Annotated in this window: 14 protein-coding genes; 7 read left to right on the top strand and 7 right to left on the bottom strand. The window is 70.2% G+C overall.

What is annotated here, in order from left to right; translation table 11 throughout:
- Positions 1-4: 4 nt before the first annotated feature.
- Positions 5-1,210, bottom strand: coding sequence for an aspartate aminotransferase family protein (locus ABIC63_RS01425; RefSeq protein WP_354318408.1), 1,206 nt, complete (start codon positions 1,208-1,210; stop codon positions 5-7).
- 179 nt (positions 1,211-1,389) lie between these two features.
- On the opposite strand from ABIC63_RS01425, the gene ABIC63_RS01420 reads away from it, so the two are divergent.
- Positions 1,390-1,713, top strand: coding sequence for a DUF3579 domain-containing protein (locus ABIC63_RS01420; RefSeq protein WP_017761816.1), 324 nt, complete (start codon positions 1,390-1,392; stop codon positions 1,711-1,713).
- Positions 1,714-1,853: 140 nt separating this feature from the next.
- On the opposite strand, the gene rpsT is transcribed toward ABIC63_RS01420, so the two are convergent.
- A complete protein-coding gene (gene rpsT / locus ABIC63_RS01415) occupies positions 1,854-2,168 on the bottom strand; it encodes a 30S ribosomal protein S20 (protein ID WP_017761815.1) in 315 nt (104 codons plus the stop codon).
- Between the two features lie 165 nt (positions 2,169-2,333).
- Between rpsT and murJ the strand changes: the two genes are divergently transcribed.
- The 5 genes from murJ to yccS all read left to right on the top strand — a co-directional run bounded on the left by murJ (position 2,334) and on the right by yccS (position 9,503).
- The gene (gene murJ / locus ABIC63_RS01410; RefSeq protein WP_354318407.1) at positions 2,334-3,896 is read left to right on the top strand and encodes a murein biosynthesis integral membrane protein MurJ; all 1,563 of its coding nucleotides are present in this window, start codon (positions 2,334-2,336) and stop codon (positions 3,894-3,896) included.
- A gap of 86 nt (positions 3,897-3,982) precedes the next feature.
- On the top strand, positions 3,983-4,834 hold the full coding sequence (locus tag ABIC63_RS01405; RefSeq protein ID WP_354318406.1) for a SirB1 family protein: 852 nt from the start codon (positions 3,983-3,985) through the stop codon (positions 4,832-4,834).
- A gap of 146 nt (positions 4,835-4,980) precedes the next feature.
- Positions 4,981-5,670 (top strand): response regulator transcription factor, encoded by a 690-nt coding sequence (locus ABIC63_RS01400; protein ID WP_076507850.1) that lies wholly within the window; start codon positions 4,981-4,983, stop codon positions 5,668-5,670.
- Positions 5,667-7,106 (top strand): sensor histidine kinase, encoded by a 1,440-nt coding sequence (locus tag ABIC63_RS01395; protein WP_354318405.1) that lies wholly within the window; start codon positions 5,667-5,669, stop codon positions 7,104-7,106. Before ABIC63_RS01400 ends, ABIC63_RS01395 begins: the two co-directional genes overlap by 4 nt.
- Before the next feature lie 117 nt (positions 7,107-7,223).
- The gene (yccS, locus tag ABIC63_RS01390; RefSeq protein ID WP_294367083.1) at positions 7,224-9,503 is read left to right on the top strand and encodes a YccS family putative transporter; all 2,280 of its coding nucleotides are present in this window, start codon (positions 7,224-7,226) and stop codon (positions 9,501-9,503) included.
- Here yccS and ABIC63_RS01385 read toward each other — a convergent pair.
- The 5 genes from ABIC63_RS01385 to purM form a co-directional block, all read right to left on the bottom strand.
- Positions 9,458-10,519: a GlxA family transcriptional regulator gene (locus tag ABIC63_RS01385; RefSeq protein ID WP_354318404.1), complete on the bottom strand. Its 1,062-nt coding sequence runs from the start codon at positions 10,517-10,519 to the stop codon at positions 9,458-9,460. The genes yccS and ABIC63_RS01385 overlap by 46 nt on opposite strands.
- A complete protein-coding gene (locus ABIC63_RS01380; protein WP_354318403.1) occupies positions 10,516-10,869 on the bottom strand; it encodes an antibiotic biosynthesis monooxygenase family protein in 354 nt (117 codons plus the stop codon). Before ABIC63_RS01380 ends, ABIC63_RS01385 begins: the two co-directional genes overlap by 4 nt.
- A 96-nt stretch (positions 10,870-10,965) precedes the next feature.
- Positions 10,966-11,538, bottom strand: a complete 573-nt coding sequence (locus ABIC63_RS01375) for an isochorismatase family protein (protein ID WP_354318402.1) — start codon at positions 11,536-11,538, stop codon at positions 10,966-10,968.
- 124 nt (positions 11,539-11,662) lie between these two features.
- Positions 11,663-12,712, bottom strand: coding sequence for an AI-2E family transporter (locus ABIC63_RS01370; RefSeq protein WP_294367097.1), 1,050 nt, complete (start codon positions 12,710-12,712; stop codon positions 11,663-11,665).
- Positions 12,713-12,737: 25 nt separating this feature from the next.
- Positions 12,738-13,805, bottom strand: coding sequence for a phosphoribosylformylglycinamidine cyclo-ligase (gene purM / locus ABIC63_RS01365; RefSeq protein WP_354318401.1), 1,068 nt, complete (start codon positions 13,803-13,805; stop codon positions 12,738-12,740).
- A gap of 160 nt (positions 13,806-13,965) precedes the next feature.
- Here purM and hda point away from each other — a divergent pair, with 160 nt between their 5' ends.
- Positions 13,966-14,649, top strand: coding sequence for a DnaA regulatory inactivator Hda (hda, locus tag ABIC63_RS01360; RefSeq protein WP_294367103.1), 684 nt, complete (start codon positions 13,966-13,968; stop codon positions 14,647-14,649).
- Positions 14,650-14,692: the final 43 nt, after the last annotated feature.

The following is a 14,692-nucleotide window of genomic DNA, read 5'->3' as shown; positions in this document are numbered from 1 at the left end:
GGGCTTATTGTGCCGGCTCGGCCAGGAAGGCTTTCACGATGGGGGCGAGGAGGGCGACGATCTCGTCGGCCTCGGCCACGGTGAGGACCAGCGGCGGCACCAGGCGGATCACGCTGTCTGCCGTCACCGACAGCAGGAGGCCGGCGTCGCAGGCACGGGTCAGCACGGCGCCGGCGGGCCGGTCGAGCTCGATGCCCAGCATCAGGCCCTGGCCGCGCACTTCCTTGACGCCGGCCACGCCCTCGAAGGCGGCCTGCAGCGCGCCCTTGAGGTGGGCGCCGACGTCGGCAGCGTTCTGCAGCAGGCTGTCCTTTTCCATGATGCGCAGCGTCTCGATGCCGGCGCGCATGGCCAGCGGATTGCCGCCGAAAGTGGTGCCGTGGTTGCCCGGCTGGAAGATGTTCGCGGCCTTGGGGCCGGCCACCACCGCGCCCACCGGCACGCCCGAACCCAGGCCCTTGGCCAGCGACATCACGTCCGGCACGATGCCGGCCCACTGGTGCGCGAACCACTTCCCGGTGCGGCCGATGCCGGTCTGGATCTCGTCGATCATCATCAGCCAGTCGTTGGCGTCGCACAGGGCCCGCACCTGCTGCAGGTAGTCCCAGCGCATCGGGTGGATGCCGCCTTCGCCCTGAATGGTCTCGAACATCACGGCCACCACGTTGGGGTTGCCCTCGGTCGCCTTCTTCAGCGCCTCGATGTCGTTGAGCGGCACGCGGATGAAGCCCTCGACCAGCGGGCCGAAGCCTTTCTGGATCTTCGGGTTGCCGGTGGCCGACAGCGTGGCCAGGCTGCGGCCGTGGAAGGCATGCTCGTACACCACGATCTCCGGCCGCTCGATGCCCTTGTCGTGGCCGAACTTGCGCGCCAGCTTGATGGCGGCCTCGTTGGCCTCCAGCCCGGTGCAGCAGAAGAAGGCGTTGGTCATGCCCGACAGCGCCGTCAGGCGCTCGGCCAGCACTTCCTGGCCGGGCACGTAGTAGTAGTTGGAGGTGTGGATCAGCTGGGTGAGCTGTTCCTGCAGCGCCGGCACGAGTTCGGGATGGTTGTGGCCCAGCGTGTTGACGGCGATGCCGCCCAGGCCGTCCAGGTAGGCCTTGCCGTTGACGTCCCACACGCGGCAGCCCTGGCCGCGCACCAGGGCGATGGGCAGCCGGCCATAGGTGTTCATGAGGTGGGGCGAGGTGGGGGCGGCAGTGACGCTCATGGGTTCTCCTGAAAGTGAAGAAATTCTAGGTGGGGGGCATGACGCCTTCGTTGAGGATTGCGCATCACTGCCATGCGCCGCGATCCCCATCGGATGCATGTCCCGCGGAGGTCGCGCGCGGGACACGCTGGGTAGAATCCCTTGTGCGGCGCAACACGCCTGCGCCGAACACGAGAACAATGGTTTCCCCCTCTGCCAAAGAAGTCTTCATCCAGGGCGTCACGAGCCAGGGTCGCACGTTCCGGCCCAGCGACTGGGCCGAGCGGCTGGCCGGCGTGATGAGCCAGTTCCGCCCCGGCGGTGCCCGCCTCGGGGGGCATCTCAGCTATTCGCCCTGGTGCGTGCCGACGGTGATCAATGGCGTCAAGTGCGTGGTCGTCCACCGCGACCTCCAGGAGTCCGAGCCGATGGCCTGGGATTTCGTCATGAACTTCGCCAAGGACAACGACCTCCAGGTGGCCGAGGCCTGCCTGGTACCGGACGGGAAGCCGGCCAAGGGCTGATTGCCTCGCCTGTTTGCCGCTTCGGGCCTGCCGGATCCAGAAACGAAAAACCGCCCGAAGGCGGTTTTTCTTTTTTCGCTGCAGCGCACCCGATCAAACGGCGGACCGCCTGTCGGCAGTCCGGGCTGACCTGAATTCCGTCAGGCGGCGGCCGCCGGGGCGGCAGTGGCCAGGGCCTTGACCTTGGCGGCCAGGCGGCTCTTGTCGCGCGCGGCCTTGTTCTTGTGGAAGATGCCCTTGTCGGCGATGGTGTCGACGACGCTCTGGGCCTTGGCAAACAGCTCGGTAGCCTTGGCTTGGTCGCCAGCGGCAACGGCCTTGGCAACGTTCTTCAGGGCCGTGCGGTACTTGGAGCGCAGCGAGCTGTTGGCGGCATTGAGCTTGGTGTCCTGGCGGACGCGCTTGCGGCCCGACGCGAGGCGCGGGTTCTTCTTTTTGGGCTTGGCGGATGCCATATTTGTGTTCCTTGAGTGTCTGGGGATGATGCGGCGAACCCGCGAGTATAGCCCACCCGATTCTTGCTCGCCTCGTGCAAGAGTGCCCTGGTCAGCGGCGGCAACGGGAGCAGGCGGTTGCCCGCGCAGTCAGGCGCCCCAAGGCCCCGCCTACACTGCGCCGCCGTGTCGCTCTTCAAATCCGCTTCCACCGTCTCCCTGCTGACCCTGGCCTCGCGCATCACCGGCCTTGTGCGCGATGTGCTGATGAGCTCGGTGTTCGGCGTGAGCGCGCTGACCGACGCCTTCTACGTCGCCTTTCGCATTCCCAACCTGTTCCGTCGCGTGCTGGGCGAGGGCGCGTTCAGCCAGGCCTTCGTGCCGGTGCTGTCGGCCACCCGCACCGAGGGTGGCGAGGACGCGGCGCGGCAACTGATCGACCATGTCGGTACGCTGCTGCTGTGGGCGTTGGTGCTGGTGTGCGGGGTGGGCGTGGTCGCCGCGCCGCTGATGGTGTGGGTCATGGCCAGCGGCCTGGAACGCTCGGGCAGCTTCGATGCCGCCGTCGTGATGACGCGCTGGATGTTCCCCTACATCGGCTTCATGTCGCTGGTGGCTTTTGCCGGCGGCATCCTCAACACGTGGAAGCGCTTCGCGGTGCCGGCCGCCTCGCCCGTACTGCTCAACGTGGCGTTGATCCTGTCCATCGTGACGGGGGCGCCGCTGTTCCGACGCTGGGGCATCGAGCCGATCTACGCCCAGTGCGTGGGCGTGATGGTGGGCGGCATGTTGCAGCTGGCGATCCAGATCCCGGCGCTGCGCCGACTGGGCCTGATGCCGAAGCTGGCGGTGCGCTTCGCAGCCCTGCGCGAGGCCTGGGCCGACCCGGGCACCCGCAAGATCCTCGGCCTGATGCTGCCGGCCATGATCGGTGTCAGCGGGGCGCAGCTGTCGCTGCTCATCAACACACAGATCGCCTCGCACCTGACCGCCGGCAGCGTCACCTGGATCACCAATGCCGACCGGCTGATGGAGTTTCCCAGCGCGATGCTGGGCGTGGCCCTGGGCGTGGTGCTGATGCCCCAGCTGGCGGCGGCCCGCGCGGCCCAGGATGCGGATCGCTATTCCGCCATGCTGGACTGGGGGCTTCGGCTCATCGTGCTGTTGGCGCTGCCCTGTGCGGCGGCCCTGCTGGTGTTTCCGGTGCCGCTGGTGGCGGTGCTGTTCCACAACGGCGCCTTCGACGACGCCAGCGTGCTGCGCACGGCGGATGCGCTGGCGGGCTACGGCGTCGGGCTGGTGGGCATCGTGTCGATCAAAGTGCTGGCTGCCGGTTTCTATGCGCGCCACGACATGCGCACGCCCATGCGCATCAGCCTGGCGGCGCTGGCCATCACCCAGCTGCTCAACCTGGCGTTCGTTCCCTGGCTGCAGCATGCGGGCCTGACGCTCGCCATCGGCGTGGGGCAACTGGTCAATGCGCTGGCGCTGTGGGTGGGCCTGCGCCGCAGCGGCAGCTACCGGTTGGCGCCGGGCTGGGGCCGCTTCCTGCTGCAGGTGCTGGCGGGAACCGTGGTGATGACGGCGCTGCTGGTCTGGGGTGCGCACGGTTTCGACTGGGTGGGCCTGCGCAGCCAGCGGCTGCTGCGCATCGGGCTGCTGGCGGCCTTCGTGGCGGGGGCGGCGGTGCTGTATTTCGGTGTGTTGACCGCCTGCGGCCTGCGGTTGCGCAGCTTCGTGCGGCGCTGAAGCACGGCGCCCGGCATCGCCGAGGTGGCCGTGGGGCTTCCGCCGGCCGCCTTGACGCTGGCGACGCGGCTCCACTACAAAGGCCCATGTCTCTTCGATACGACACGCCGACGCCACTGGCCTATTTCGAATCGCTGGTGCAGAGCGACGAGCACTTCCCCCTGCTCGAGGCCGCCGCCAGCCTCGCGCAGGATGAGTATCCCGAGCTCGACGTCCAGCAGGTGCTGGGCGACATGGACCAGCTGCTGGCCCGCCTCAAGCGGCGCCTGCCGGCGGACGCCGCGCCGCTGGCGCGGCTTCGGGCGCTGAACCAGTTCTTCTTCCACGACCTGGGTTTCGGCGGCAACGTCAACGACTACTACGACCCCGACAACAGCTTCCTGCATGTGGTGCTGCGCACCCGGCGCGGCATCCCGATCTCGCTGGCGGTGCTGTGGATCGAGCTGGCCCAGGGCCTGAACCTGCATGCGCGCGGCATCAGCTTTCCCGGCCATTTCATGCTGAAGGTGTCGCTGCCCAAGGGGCAGGTCGTGATCGACCCCTTCACCGGCCGTTCGCTGTCGCGGGAGGAACTGGCCGAACGCCTGGAGCCGTACAAGCGCAGCAACGGCCTGGTGGGCGAATTCGACGTGCCGCTGGGCCTGTACCTGCAGCCCGCGCCTGCACGGGAGATCATCGCCCGCATGCTGCGCAACCTGAAGGAGATCCACAGCGCGCAGGAGGACTGGGCCCGCCTGATCGCCGTTCTGGACCGCCTGATCGTGCTGCTGCCCCAGGCCTGGGGCGAGTACCGCGACCGCGGCCTGGCCCGCGCCGAGCAGAGCCATACCGCGCAGGCAGTGCATGACCTCGACACCTACCTCGCCCATGCCGAGGACGCTCTGGACGTCGATGCCATCACGGAGCGTGCCGCCGAACTCAGACGCGCACTGTCCTGAAGAACGGCCGTCACCGCCCGCTCGGGGCTCCGCGCGCCCGCAAGTGGCGCAATCAGGCCAGAACAACGAGATTCGCGCCGATGCACTGACGACTTGCTGACCACCCCCTGGTCAGCTTCCCTTCGGGTGGGGTAGCCTTCGCCCCCATGCGAATCCTGTTGGTGGAAGACGATGCGACCCTGCGCGACGTGATGCTGCGCAGCCTGACCGATGCCGGACATCGGGTCGATGTGGCGGCGAGCATGGAGGAGGCCGATTACCTCTGGCGTGTGCAACCCTTCGATGCCGTGCTGCTGGACCTGAACCTGCCGGCCGGCCCCGGCCCCGGCAGCCCGCTGGGCAGCGGCCTGACCGTGCTGCGGCAGGCGCGCAGCCGCGGTGACCGTACGCCGGTGCTGGTCCTCACCGCCCGCAACCGAACCGACGAGCGCATCGCCGGCCTGGACGCCGGCGCCGACGACTACCTCGGCAAACCCTTCGAACTGCCCGAAGTCGACGCCCGCCTGCGCGCCCTGGTGCGCCGCGCCCAGGGCACGGATGACGTCGCATTGGTCGGCCAGCTCAAGCTCGACCGCCGGGCGCGCCGTTTCTTCATCGGCAGTGCGCCGCTGGACCTGCCGGCCCGCGAATTCGAGGTGCTCTGGGAGCTCATGAGCCCGCCGGGCCACGCCGTCAGCAAGCGCGTGCTCTCCAACAAGCTCTCGAGCTTCGACGACGCGCTGGGCGACAACGCGCTGGAGGCCTTCATCTCGCGCCTGCGCAAGAAGCTGCTCGGCAGCGGTGCCGGCATCCGCACCCTGCGCGGCATCGGCTACCTGCTGGAAGGCGACGCTTGAGCGCCCGGCCGGCCACCGCCGCGGCAGTTGCGGCGGCCGGGCATCGCCCGCGCCCGTCGCTGCGCGCGCGGGTGCTGCGGCAGGTGATGCTGCCGCTGGCCCTCACCTGGCTGGCCGGCACGGTGGTGGTGCTGACCATCTCCAACTATTTCGTGCGCCAGGCCTTCGACCGCGCACTGGTGGACGATGCCTACGCCATCGCCGCCAACATCCAGCCCCAGGGCCGGCCCGACGCGCAGTTGCAGCTCACGGCGCGCGAGATGACGACGCTGCTGTTCGACCAGCGGGAGACGGTGTACTTCGCCGTCCGTCGGCCCGACGGCAGCCTGCTTTCCGGCGAGCCGACGCTGCAGACGCCCTTCCTGGCCGACGGCGCGACCTGGCATCTGGCGGACGTGCGCTTCGCCGGCAAGCAATTGCGCGCCGTGGTCCTGCGCCATCCCGCCGGGACGGGCGACTTCACCGTGGTCGTGGCCCAGACGACCGGCTCGCGCACGGCGCTGCTGCGGCGCTTGGCGCTCTATGCGACGCTGCCGCAGATCCTGCTGCTGGGCGTGCTCGCCTGGTGGCTGTGGCGTGGCATTGCGCGCGAGCTGGCCCCGCTGGGCGCGCTCCAGCAGGACCTGGGCCGGCGCGACGCCAGCGACCTCTCGCCGGTGATCGTGGGCGGCGACACACGCGAGGTCGCGCAATTGGGCGATGCCCTGAACGACCTGTTCGTCCGCCTGGACGGCAGCGTTCGGGCGCAGCGGGAGTTCGCCGGCAACGTGGCGCATGAGCTGCGCACGCCATTGGCCGGCATCCGCGCGCTGGCGCATTACGGCCTGGGCCATTCCGACCCGGGTGTCGCGCGCGAACAGTTGCAGCGCATCGCCGACAGCGAGGCGCGCGCCAGCCACCTGGTCGACCAGTTGCTCGCGCTGGCGCTGGCGGCCGAATCCGATGCCGTGCTGCAGCGTGAGCCGGTGGTACTCGACGAACTGGCCCATGAGGCCGTGCTGCGCCACCTGACCCGTGCCGACGCCCGCGGCGTCGATCTGGGCGCCCGCGGCCTCGACGAGGCGCAGGAAAGCGGCGGCTTCACCATCAACGGCAGCGTGGCGCTGGTGGAGGGCATCCTCGACAACCTGATCGACAACGCCCTGCGCTACGGCGGCATGACCGTGACCATCGAGTTGTCGAAGGAAGAGGTCGATGGCGCGATGGTGCCCGTGCTCTCGGTGGCCGACGACGGACCCGGGATTCCCGAGGTGCAGCGGCAGGCGCTGATGCACCGCTGGGCCCAGGGCACCGACGGACGCAAGCTGGGCGAAGGGTCGGGCCTGGGCCTGTCCATCGTCGCCCGCTATGCGAAGCTGCTGGGCGCGCAGATGCGCCTGGCCGCCACGGCGAGTTCGGGCGGGCTGCGGGCGAGCATCCTGTTCACGACCCGCTGAGCCGGCCGGCCATCACCGCCGTCGGTGCGCCGGGCCACCGCCTGCATCGACGGGCGCGCTGCTTCAACAGACCCGCGGCATGCATCCTGCGTGACCCGGACGACTTTCCGCTCTTCCATGGACTCCCTGATCTCGATCGACGGCCTGCGCGGCCAATGGCGGCTGCTCTTCCAGCGCGCGCAACCCCTGCGCGTGCTGCTGGCGCTGGCCACGCTGATGGCCGGCGCACGGCTGGCTGGCCACCAGGATGCGGTGATCCCGCTCTTCCTCGGCACCATCGCCAGCGCGCTGGCCGAGACCGACGACAGCTGGCGCGGCCGTCTGCGTGCGCTCCTGGTGATGCTGGCCTGCTTCGCGGCCGTGGGCGCGGGGGTGCAGGCCCTGTTCGGCCTGTCGTGGGTCTTCATCGGCGTGTTCTGCCTGGCGGCCTTTGGCATCACCATGCTGGGCGCCATCGGCGCACGCTACAAGGCCATCGCCTATGGCACGTTGATCCTGGCGATGTACGCCACCATCAGCATGGAGCACGCCGTCGCGGCGCACGGCCCCGGCCACCACTGGCGCGAGCCGCTGCTGCTGGTGGCCGGCGCGGCCTGGTACGGGGCGATCTCGGTGCTGTGGTGCGCGCTGTTCCCTTCGCTGCCGGTGCAGGCCATGCTGGTGCGGGTCTATGGCGTGCTGGGCGAGTACGTGCGCTACAAGGCCTCGCTCTTCGAGCCGCTGCGCGGCGTGGACGTGCAGCGCAAGCGGCTGGCGCTGGCCGGGCTCAACGCGAAGGTGGTCGCCGCTCTCAACGATGCCAAGGAAGCCATCTTCTCGCGCCTCGGCCCGCGGGCGCCCACGGGCCGGCTCGCGCGCTACCGCGGTCTCTACCTGATCGCGCAGGACGTGCACGAGCGCGCCAGTTCCTCGCACGAGGACTACAACGCGCTGGCCGAGGCCTTCTTCCACAGCGACCTGCTCTACCGTTGCCAGCGCGTGCTCTGGTTGCAGGGCGATGCGTGCAGCCAGTTGGCCCGGTCGGTGGAGCGGCGCGAGCCCTTCGTGATGGACGGCCAGAGCGTGCAGGCCCTGGCCGAACTGCGCAGCGCCATCGTGCATGCGCGTGCGACCGCAGGTGAAGAGGCGCAGCAACGGCTGCCCGCCATCGAGGCACTGGCGCGCAACCTGGCCCTGCTCGACGGGCAACTGGCCGGCGCCAGCGATACGGCGCATCCCTCGGCCCGGCTCGGCCGCACCGACATGAGCCTGTTCGACCGCTCGGCCCGCGACTGGCGCGATGCGCTGGCGCGCGTGCGCCGGCAGCTCACGCCCCGCTCGCCGCTGTTCCGCCATGCCGTGCGCCTGGCCGTCGCGCTGGCCGCCGGCTATGGCGTCATGCATGTGGTGCAGCTGCAGGAGGGCTACTGGATCATGCTGACCACGCTCTTCGTCTGCCAGCCCGGCTATGGCGAGACCATCGCTCGCATGGGTCAGCGCGTGGCCGGCACGGCCCTCGGCGTGGTGGCGGGCTGGGCGCTGATCGACCTCTTTCCCCAGCCGCTGCTGCAGTCGGTGTTCGCCGTGGTGGCGGGCGTGGTGTTCTTTGCCAACCGCAGCACGCGCTACCTGCTGGCCACGGCGGCCATGACCTTGCTGGTGCTGATGTGCTTCAACCAGATCACCGACAGCGCGCGCCTGATCGAGCCGCGGCTGATCGACACCGCCATTGGCAGCGTGATCGCCGGCCTGGCCGTGCTGCTGGTGCTGCCGCACTGGCAGGCCCGGCGCATCCACGAGATCGCCGCGCAGGCCATGCGCCAGCATGCGGCCTACCTGCGCCAGATCGCGAGCCAGTACGACAGTGGCGCACGCGACGACCTGGCCTACCGGCTGGCGCGGCGCAACGCCCATAACGCCGACGCGGCGCTGTCCACGGCCGTGACCGAGATGTTCCGCGAGCCCGGCTTCGCCCGCCGCCGCGCAGGCGTGGCGGTGCGCTTCGTGATCCAGTCGCACACGCTGCTGAGCTACCTCTCGGCGCTCGGCGCGCACCGCGCCGCGGTGCCCGACGGCCCGCAGGTGGCGGTGCTGCGAGAGGCCGCCCAGCAGGCTGCCGCGGCGCTGGAACAGTTGGCGGCAGACGTCGAGGCGGGCCGGTTGGGTACGGCGCCGCCGCACCCGGCGCGCGAAGCGCTGGCTGCCGGCGCCGAGACGGACGCCGGTCGCAACGTCCCCCAAGCGGACGAGGCCGACGAGGTGATGGCCCGCCTGCGGCTGATGCGCACCGAGTTGCTGCTGGTGTGGGTGCAGATCGACGTGCTGCGTGCCCATGCCGCCGACTGGCTGGCGGTGGCCGACGCCGCGCCCGATCAGGCGGCCGAGGGGCGCGCGGGCGTGCCCGGCAGCCCAAACTGATGCCAGGCCCGGCGCAACTGCGTGTCCGTGCCGAAGCCCGAGGCCTCGGCCGCCTGGGTCACGCTGGCGCCGGCGCCGATGGCCTGCCGGGCCTTTTCGAGCCGCAAGCGCCGCAGGTAGGTCAGGGGCGCCACGCCGGCATGCTGGACGAACAGGCGTGTCAGGTGCCGTGGTGAGGTGTGGGCCAGGGCGGCCATGCCCGGCACAGTCCAGCCGGCCTGGGGCGCCTCGCTCACTGCGTCCTGCACGCGGTGCACCACGGCATGCAGGTGATGGCGGTGGGCCAGGAAGGGCGAGAGTTCCGGATCCTGCGGGCCGCGCCGTAGCGGCATCACCATCGTCTGCGCCACCTGGGCTGCCAGCGCTTCGCCGCACAGCGTGCCGATGCGGTGCAGCACGAGGTCGATGCCGGTGGTCACGCCGGCGCTGCTGAAGACGGGCGCGTCGAGCACGAAGACCCGGTTGGCCACCACCTCGCAGGCCGGTTCGCTGGCCTTCAGTTCATCGAGGTGATGGTGGTGCGTGGTGGCGCGCCGGCCCGCCAGCAGGCCCGCGTGGGCCGCGAGCAGGGCGCCGCCGCAGATGGTCAACAGCTCCAGTTGGCCGGCTTCCAGACGCTGGCCGCGCAGCCAGTGCAGCAGATGACGCGCCTCGGGTGTGTCGACGTCGATGTGTCGCCCGGGCAGGCCCACCAGCACGAGCCAGGTCGCCCGCCCATCCCAGGCGCCAGGCAGCGGCATGAGGCCCGCCAGCTGCACGCCAACGGAGCTGCGCAGTTCGGGCTGGGCAGCGGCGAACTCCACCTCGAAACGCAACGGCCGGCCGCTGGCCTCGAGCAGCCGGTTGGCGATGCGCAGCGCCTCGGCGGGCCCGGCCCAGTCCAGCGCCAGGCTGTCGGGCAGCAGGGCAAAGACGACGCGGATGATGGTGCGCGCTTCCTGCGGCTGGCGCGCCGGTGCTGTTGCGGCCGTGGTTGCGGCGCGTACGTGCGTGGGCGCGGCCGGACGGTCGCTCATGGCCGGCCGCTGCCATAGGCCCGTTCGACGCGGGCCACGCGCAGTTCGAAGGCCGTGTACCAGCGGCTGCGGCCCTGCTCGCGGGCGGCGGCGTGCTCGGCATGGCGGCGCCAGGCGGCGATCGCCTCCTCGCTGGCCCAGTACGAGACCGTGATGCCGAAGCCATCGGCGCCGCGTGCGCTTTCCACGCCCAGGAAGCCGGGCTGCGCCGCCGCCAGCTCGACCATGCGGTCGGCGGCCTCGGCGTAGCCGTCGTCGTCATGCCCAGCACTTCGCTGGGAGGAAAAGATGACGGCGTAGCAGGGGCCGTCGAGCAGGTGCGCAAAGGGGCTGGCGTTCGGGGTCGTCATGGAGGGGGGCCGGGACATGTGCCCTCAGCGCGCCGTCGCCTGGAGGGCGCAGCGCGGGGCGCCGGGCGTCGAGGTCAGCCTGCGATTCTGTGCGCTTCAGGCCGTTTCGAGCGCGGGCAGACGTGCGAGGGCCTGCGCCGCGCTGCACACCTGCGCGAATCGGTCCTGCAACACGGTGGCCGTCCGGGCCTTGATCTGCGCGGCCGTCAGCGGCTGGCCATCGGGCTGGACCATGTCGAAGGTGAGCGTGGCGTCCAGCGCACAGTCCACCTGCCAGCCGAGATCGCTGGCGTGGCGTGTCGTCGTCTCGCAGCATTGCTCGGTGCGGATGCCGCTGACGATCAGCCGGCGGACGCCCTGCTGCGTGAGCCAGACGTCGAGCCCGGTGCCCACCAGCGCGCTGTGCCGGTGCTTGACGAAGGTGGCGTCGGCGGCGAAGTCGGCCAGGCCGTCGAAGGGGCGGACGTGGCCGCTCTCCTCGGCGAAAGGGTTGGCGGCATCGTGCGGGCCGTCGACGTGATAGATGCGCACGATGGGCACACCGGCGTCGCGGCAGCCTGCGATCAGCGCGTTCTGCGCGGCCAGCCACGCGGAAACGTCGTCGGGACGGTAAAAGGGGCGGTGGAGAAAGGACGCCTGGGCGTCGATCACGAGCAGGGCGGTGGTCATGGCTGCTTCCGGTCTGGGCGTTGAGGAAGCCTGCATTGTTCGGAGCGCCGCGCCCTGCGTCCGCACCGGCTGCGCCCGCTTTCGATCGGAATCGGACATCGGCAGGTCGCGCCCCGTGCCTGCCTCAGACCAGCTTCGCCGCCTCCAGCTCCTTCTTGAGGTAGGCGTAGAACAGCGGCGCCGCCACCAGCCCGGCCGGCCCGAAGACGGTTTCGGCCACGAACATCACCGACAGCAACTCCCACACCGCCATGTGGGTGCGCTTGCCGACCACCTTGGCGTTGATGACGTACTCGGCCTTGTGGATCAGGATCAGGAAGACCAGACAGGCCGCCGCCGTGAGCGGCGACACCGACAGCCCCACCAGGGTCAGCACCACGTTGCACAGCAGGTTGCCCACGATGGGCACCAGCCCCGCCACGAAGGTGAAGGTGATCAGCACGGGCGTGTAGGGCAGCCGCGTGTCCCACAGCGGCAGTACCAGCAACAGGAAGGTGGCCGTGAGGGCGGTGTTGAAGCTGGCGATCCAGAACTGGGCCGCCACGATCTGCTTGAAGGCCAGGCCGAAAGTGGTGATGCGCTGGTGAAGTGCGGCAGCCAGGGGGCGGCGGTGGAGCGGCGGTAGCGCGACGGCGGCCAGGCCGCCGACGATCAGGCCCACGTAGCCGTGCAGCACGGCGTTGAGCCAGGCCCGGCCGGCCAGGGCGAGCGTGCCCGCTTCGTTGCGCAGGTAGTTGGCCACCATGCGCTGGACGTCGTCGGCCGCCGCCGGCAGCGAAGCGGCCAGCTCGGGCGGCAGCTTCTGGCGCAGTTCCAGGATGGTGCGGGCGATGTAGTCGAGCAGTCCGCGGTACTGCTGCGGCGCCTCCACCACGTATTCGCGCGCCTGCGACACACCCAGCGCCAGCAGCGCCAGCGGGCCCAGCACCACCAGCAGGATCGCCACGGCCTTGATGATCGATTCGACCCGCGCCCGCGCGCGGGGCGGCAGCCGCCGATGTGCCCACTGCACCGTGAGGCGCGTGAACCAGCGCGTGAACAGAAAGCCCACGCAGGCGCACAGCAGGCCCACCAGCAGATGGCTGAGCAGGATGCCCAACAGGCCCAGCCCCATCAGCAGGTAGCTGGCGATGACCACCGGCCGGCTTGCGCCGACGGCGACAGGATGCGGCATCGTCACGGCGTGGCCGGGCGGATCCTCAGGCCACGACGACTGCGGCGCCGTTGCCGCGCTCGGCGATGGTGCCGATCTCGTGCACCGTCTCGCCCTGCGCGCGCAGCGTGGCGGCGCAGGCCTCGGCGTCTGCCGCGGCCACGACCACCACCATGCCGATGCCGTTGTTGAAGGTGCGGTTCATCTCGATGTCGTCGATGCCCGCCACCTTCTGCAGCCAGGCGAACAGCTCGGTCTGCGGCCAGCTGCCCTTGGTGAGGTGGGCCGCGGTGCCTTCGGGCAGCACGCGCGGAATGTTCTCCAGCAGGCCGCCGCCGGTGATGTGGGCCAGGGCCTTGATGCCGCCGTCGCCCGCCTCGCCGCCATGCGGATGCGCGGCCAGGGCCGCCAGCACCGGCTTGACGTACAGGCGCGTGGGCGCCATCACGGCCTCGCGGAAGGGCTGGCCATCGAGCGTGGAAGGCAGGTCGGCGCCGGCGCGTTCGATCACCTTGCGCACCAGCGAGAAGCCGTTGGAATGCACGCCGTGCGAGGCCAGGCCCAGCACCACGTCGCCGGGCTTGACGTTCTGGCCGGTGAGGATCTTCGACTTCTCGACCGCGCCGACGGCGAAGCCGGCCAGGTCGTATTCGCCGGCGGGATACATGCCGGGCATCTCGGCCGTCTCGCCGCCGATCAGCGCGCAGCCCGACAGCTCGCAACCCTTGGCGATGCCGCCCACGACGCGGGCGGCGGTGTCCACGTCCAGCTTGCCGCAGGCGAAATAGTCCAGGAAGAACAGCGGCTCGGCGCCTTGCACCAGGACGTCATTGACGCTCATGGCCACCAGGTCGATGCCCACGGTGTCGTGCATCTGCCATTCGAAGGCCAGCTTGAGCTTGGTGCCGACGCCGTCGGTGCCGGAGACCAGCACCGGCTCCTTGTAGCGCTTGGGCACCTCGAACAGCGCGCCGAAGCCGCCGATGCCGGCCAGCACGCCTTCGCGCATCGTCTTCTTCGCCAGCGGCTTGATGCGGTCGACCAGCGCGTCCCCCGCGTCGATGTCGACGCCGGCGTCCTTGTAGCTGAGGGGGGTGGAGGAGGGCGAAGTCATGGTGGCGAGCGGCGCAGGGAAGAGACCAAAAGAAGGCGGCCCGGGCGTCTTCGACAGGCGCGGAGGCGGGCCGCATAGAATTTCACGCGATTTTAAGGGTCGGCTCCGGCCCGCCCCGCCGCATTCCCGCATCCCCTCCGCCGCCATCCATCTCCCTCGCATGAAGCAGCTCGCGCTCGACATCGGCCTGCAGACAGCGCCGACGCTGGCGAGCTTCCACGTCGGGCCCAATGAAGAGGCGGTGGCCCATCTGCGGGCCTGGGTGGGTACGGGCCGGGGCACGCTGCACTCGCCGGTACCGATCTACCTGTGGGGCGAATCGGGCACCGGCAAGACGCACCTGCTGGAGTCGGTGGCTTCGGCCCTGTACGACCAGGGGGCCCGGCTGGGCTGGATGCATCCGGGCCTCTACGATCCGCCACCCTTCGACGAACAGTGGGACGCCGTGCTGATGGACGACGTGCACCTGTACGACACCGTGCAGCAGCAGGCCGCCTTCAGCTGGTTCGTTCAGGCCCAGTCGCTGCAGTGCGGCGTGGTGGCGGCGGGCGAGCTGCCGCCGGCCGACCTCAAGCTGCGCGAGGACCTGCGCACGCGGCTGGCCTGGGGCCATGTGTTCCAACTGCAGCTGCTGAGCGAGGCAGAGCGGCGGGCGGTGCTGCACGAACTGGCCTCGGCGCGCGGCCTCAAGCTGCCGCCGGAGGTGGTCGACTACATGCTGCACCGCTTCAGCCGCGACCTGGGCAGCCTCATCGAGCTGCTCAAGAAGCTCGACGGTTATGCGCTGCAGACGCAGCGTGCCATCACCATCCCGCTGGTGCGGCACATGCTCGAAAACGAATGAAGACACTCCGGGCCGCCCTGCGGGGGCGGCCCGACACACGGAT

The organism is Pseudacidovorax sp. 1753 (assembly GCF_040544975.1).
GTDB lineage: Bacteria > Pseudomonadota > Gammaproteobacteria > Burkholderiales > Burkholderiaceae_C > Xenophilus.
This window is presented reverse-complemented; position numbering and strand designations above follow the sequence as displayed.

Excerpts from the sequence above, each read along its gene's own strand:
- ABIC63_RS01425 (WP_354318408.1), bottom strand. The coding sequence starts at position 1,210 with ATGAGCGTCACTGCCGCCCCCACCTCGCCCCACCTCATGAACACCTAT.
- ABIC63_RS01420 (WP_017761816.1), top strand. The coding sequence starts at position 1,390 with ATGGTTTCCCCCTCTGCCAAAGAAGTCTTCATCCAGGGCGTCACGAGC.
- rpsT (WP_017761815.1), bottom strand. The coding sequence starts at position 2,168 with ATGGCATCCGCCAAGCCCAAAAAGAAGAACCCGCGCCTCGCGTCGGGC.
- ABIC63_RS01405 (WP_354318406.1), top strand. The coding sequence starts at position 3,983 with ATGTCTCTTCGATACGACACGCCGACGCCACTGGCCTATTTCGAATCG.
- ABIC63_RS01400 (WP_076507850.1), top strand. The coding sequence starts at position 4,981 with ATGCGAATCCTGTTGGTGGAAGACGATGCGACCCTGCGCGACGTGATG.
- yccS (WP_294367083.1), top strand. The coding sequence starts at position 7,224 with ATGGACTCCCTGATCTCGATCGACGGCCTGCGCGGCCAATGGCGGCTG.
- ABIC63_RS01385 (WP_354318404.1), bottom strand. The coding sequence starts at position 10,519 with ATGAGCGACCGTCCGGCCGCGCCCACGCACGTACGCGCCGCAACCACG.
- ABIC63_RS01380 (WP_354318403.1), bottom strand. The coding sequence starts at position 10,869 with ATGACGACCCCGAACGCCAGCCCCTTTGCGCACCTGCTCGACGGCCCC.
- ABIC63_RS01375 (WP_354318402.1), bottom strand. The coding sequence starts at position 11,538 with ATGACCACCGCCCTGCTCGTGATCGACGCCCAGGCGTCCTTTCTCCAC.
- ABIC63_RS01370 (WP_294367097.1), bottom strand. The coding sequence starts at position 12,712 with ATGCCGCATCCTGTCGCCGTCGGCGCAAGCCGGCCGGTGGTCATCGCC.
- purM (WP_354318401.1), bottom strand. The coding sequence starts at position 13,805 with ATGACTTCGCCCTCCTCCACCCCCCTCAGCTACAAGGACGCCGGCGTC.
- hda (WP_294367103.1), top strand. The coding sequence starts at position 13,966 with ATGAAGCAGCTCGCGCTCGACATCGGCCTGCAGACAGCGCCGACGCTG.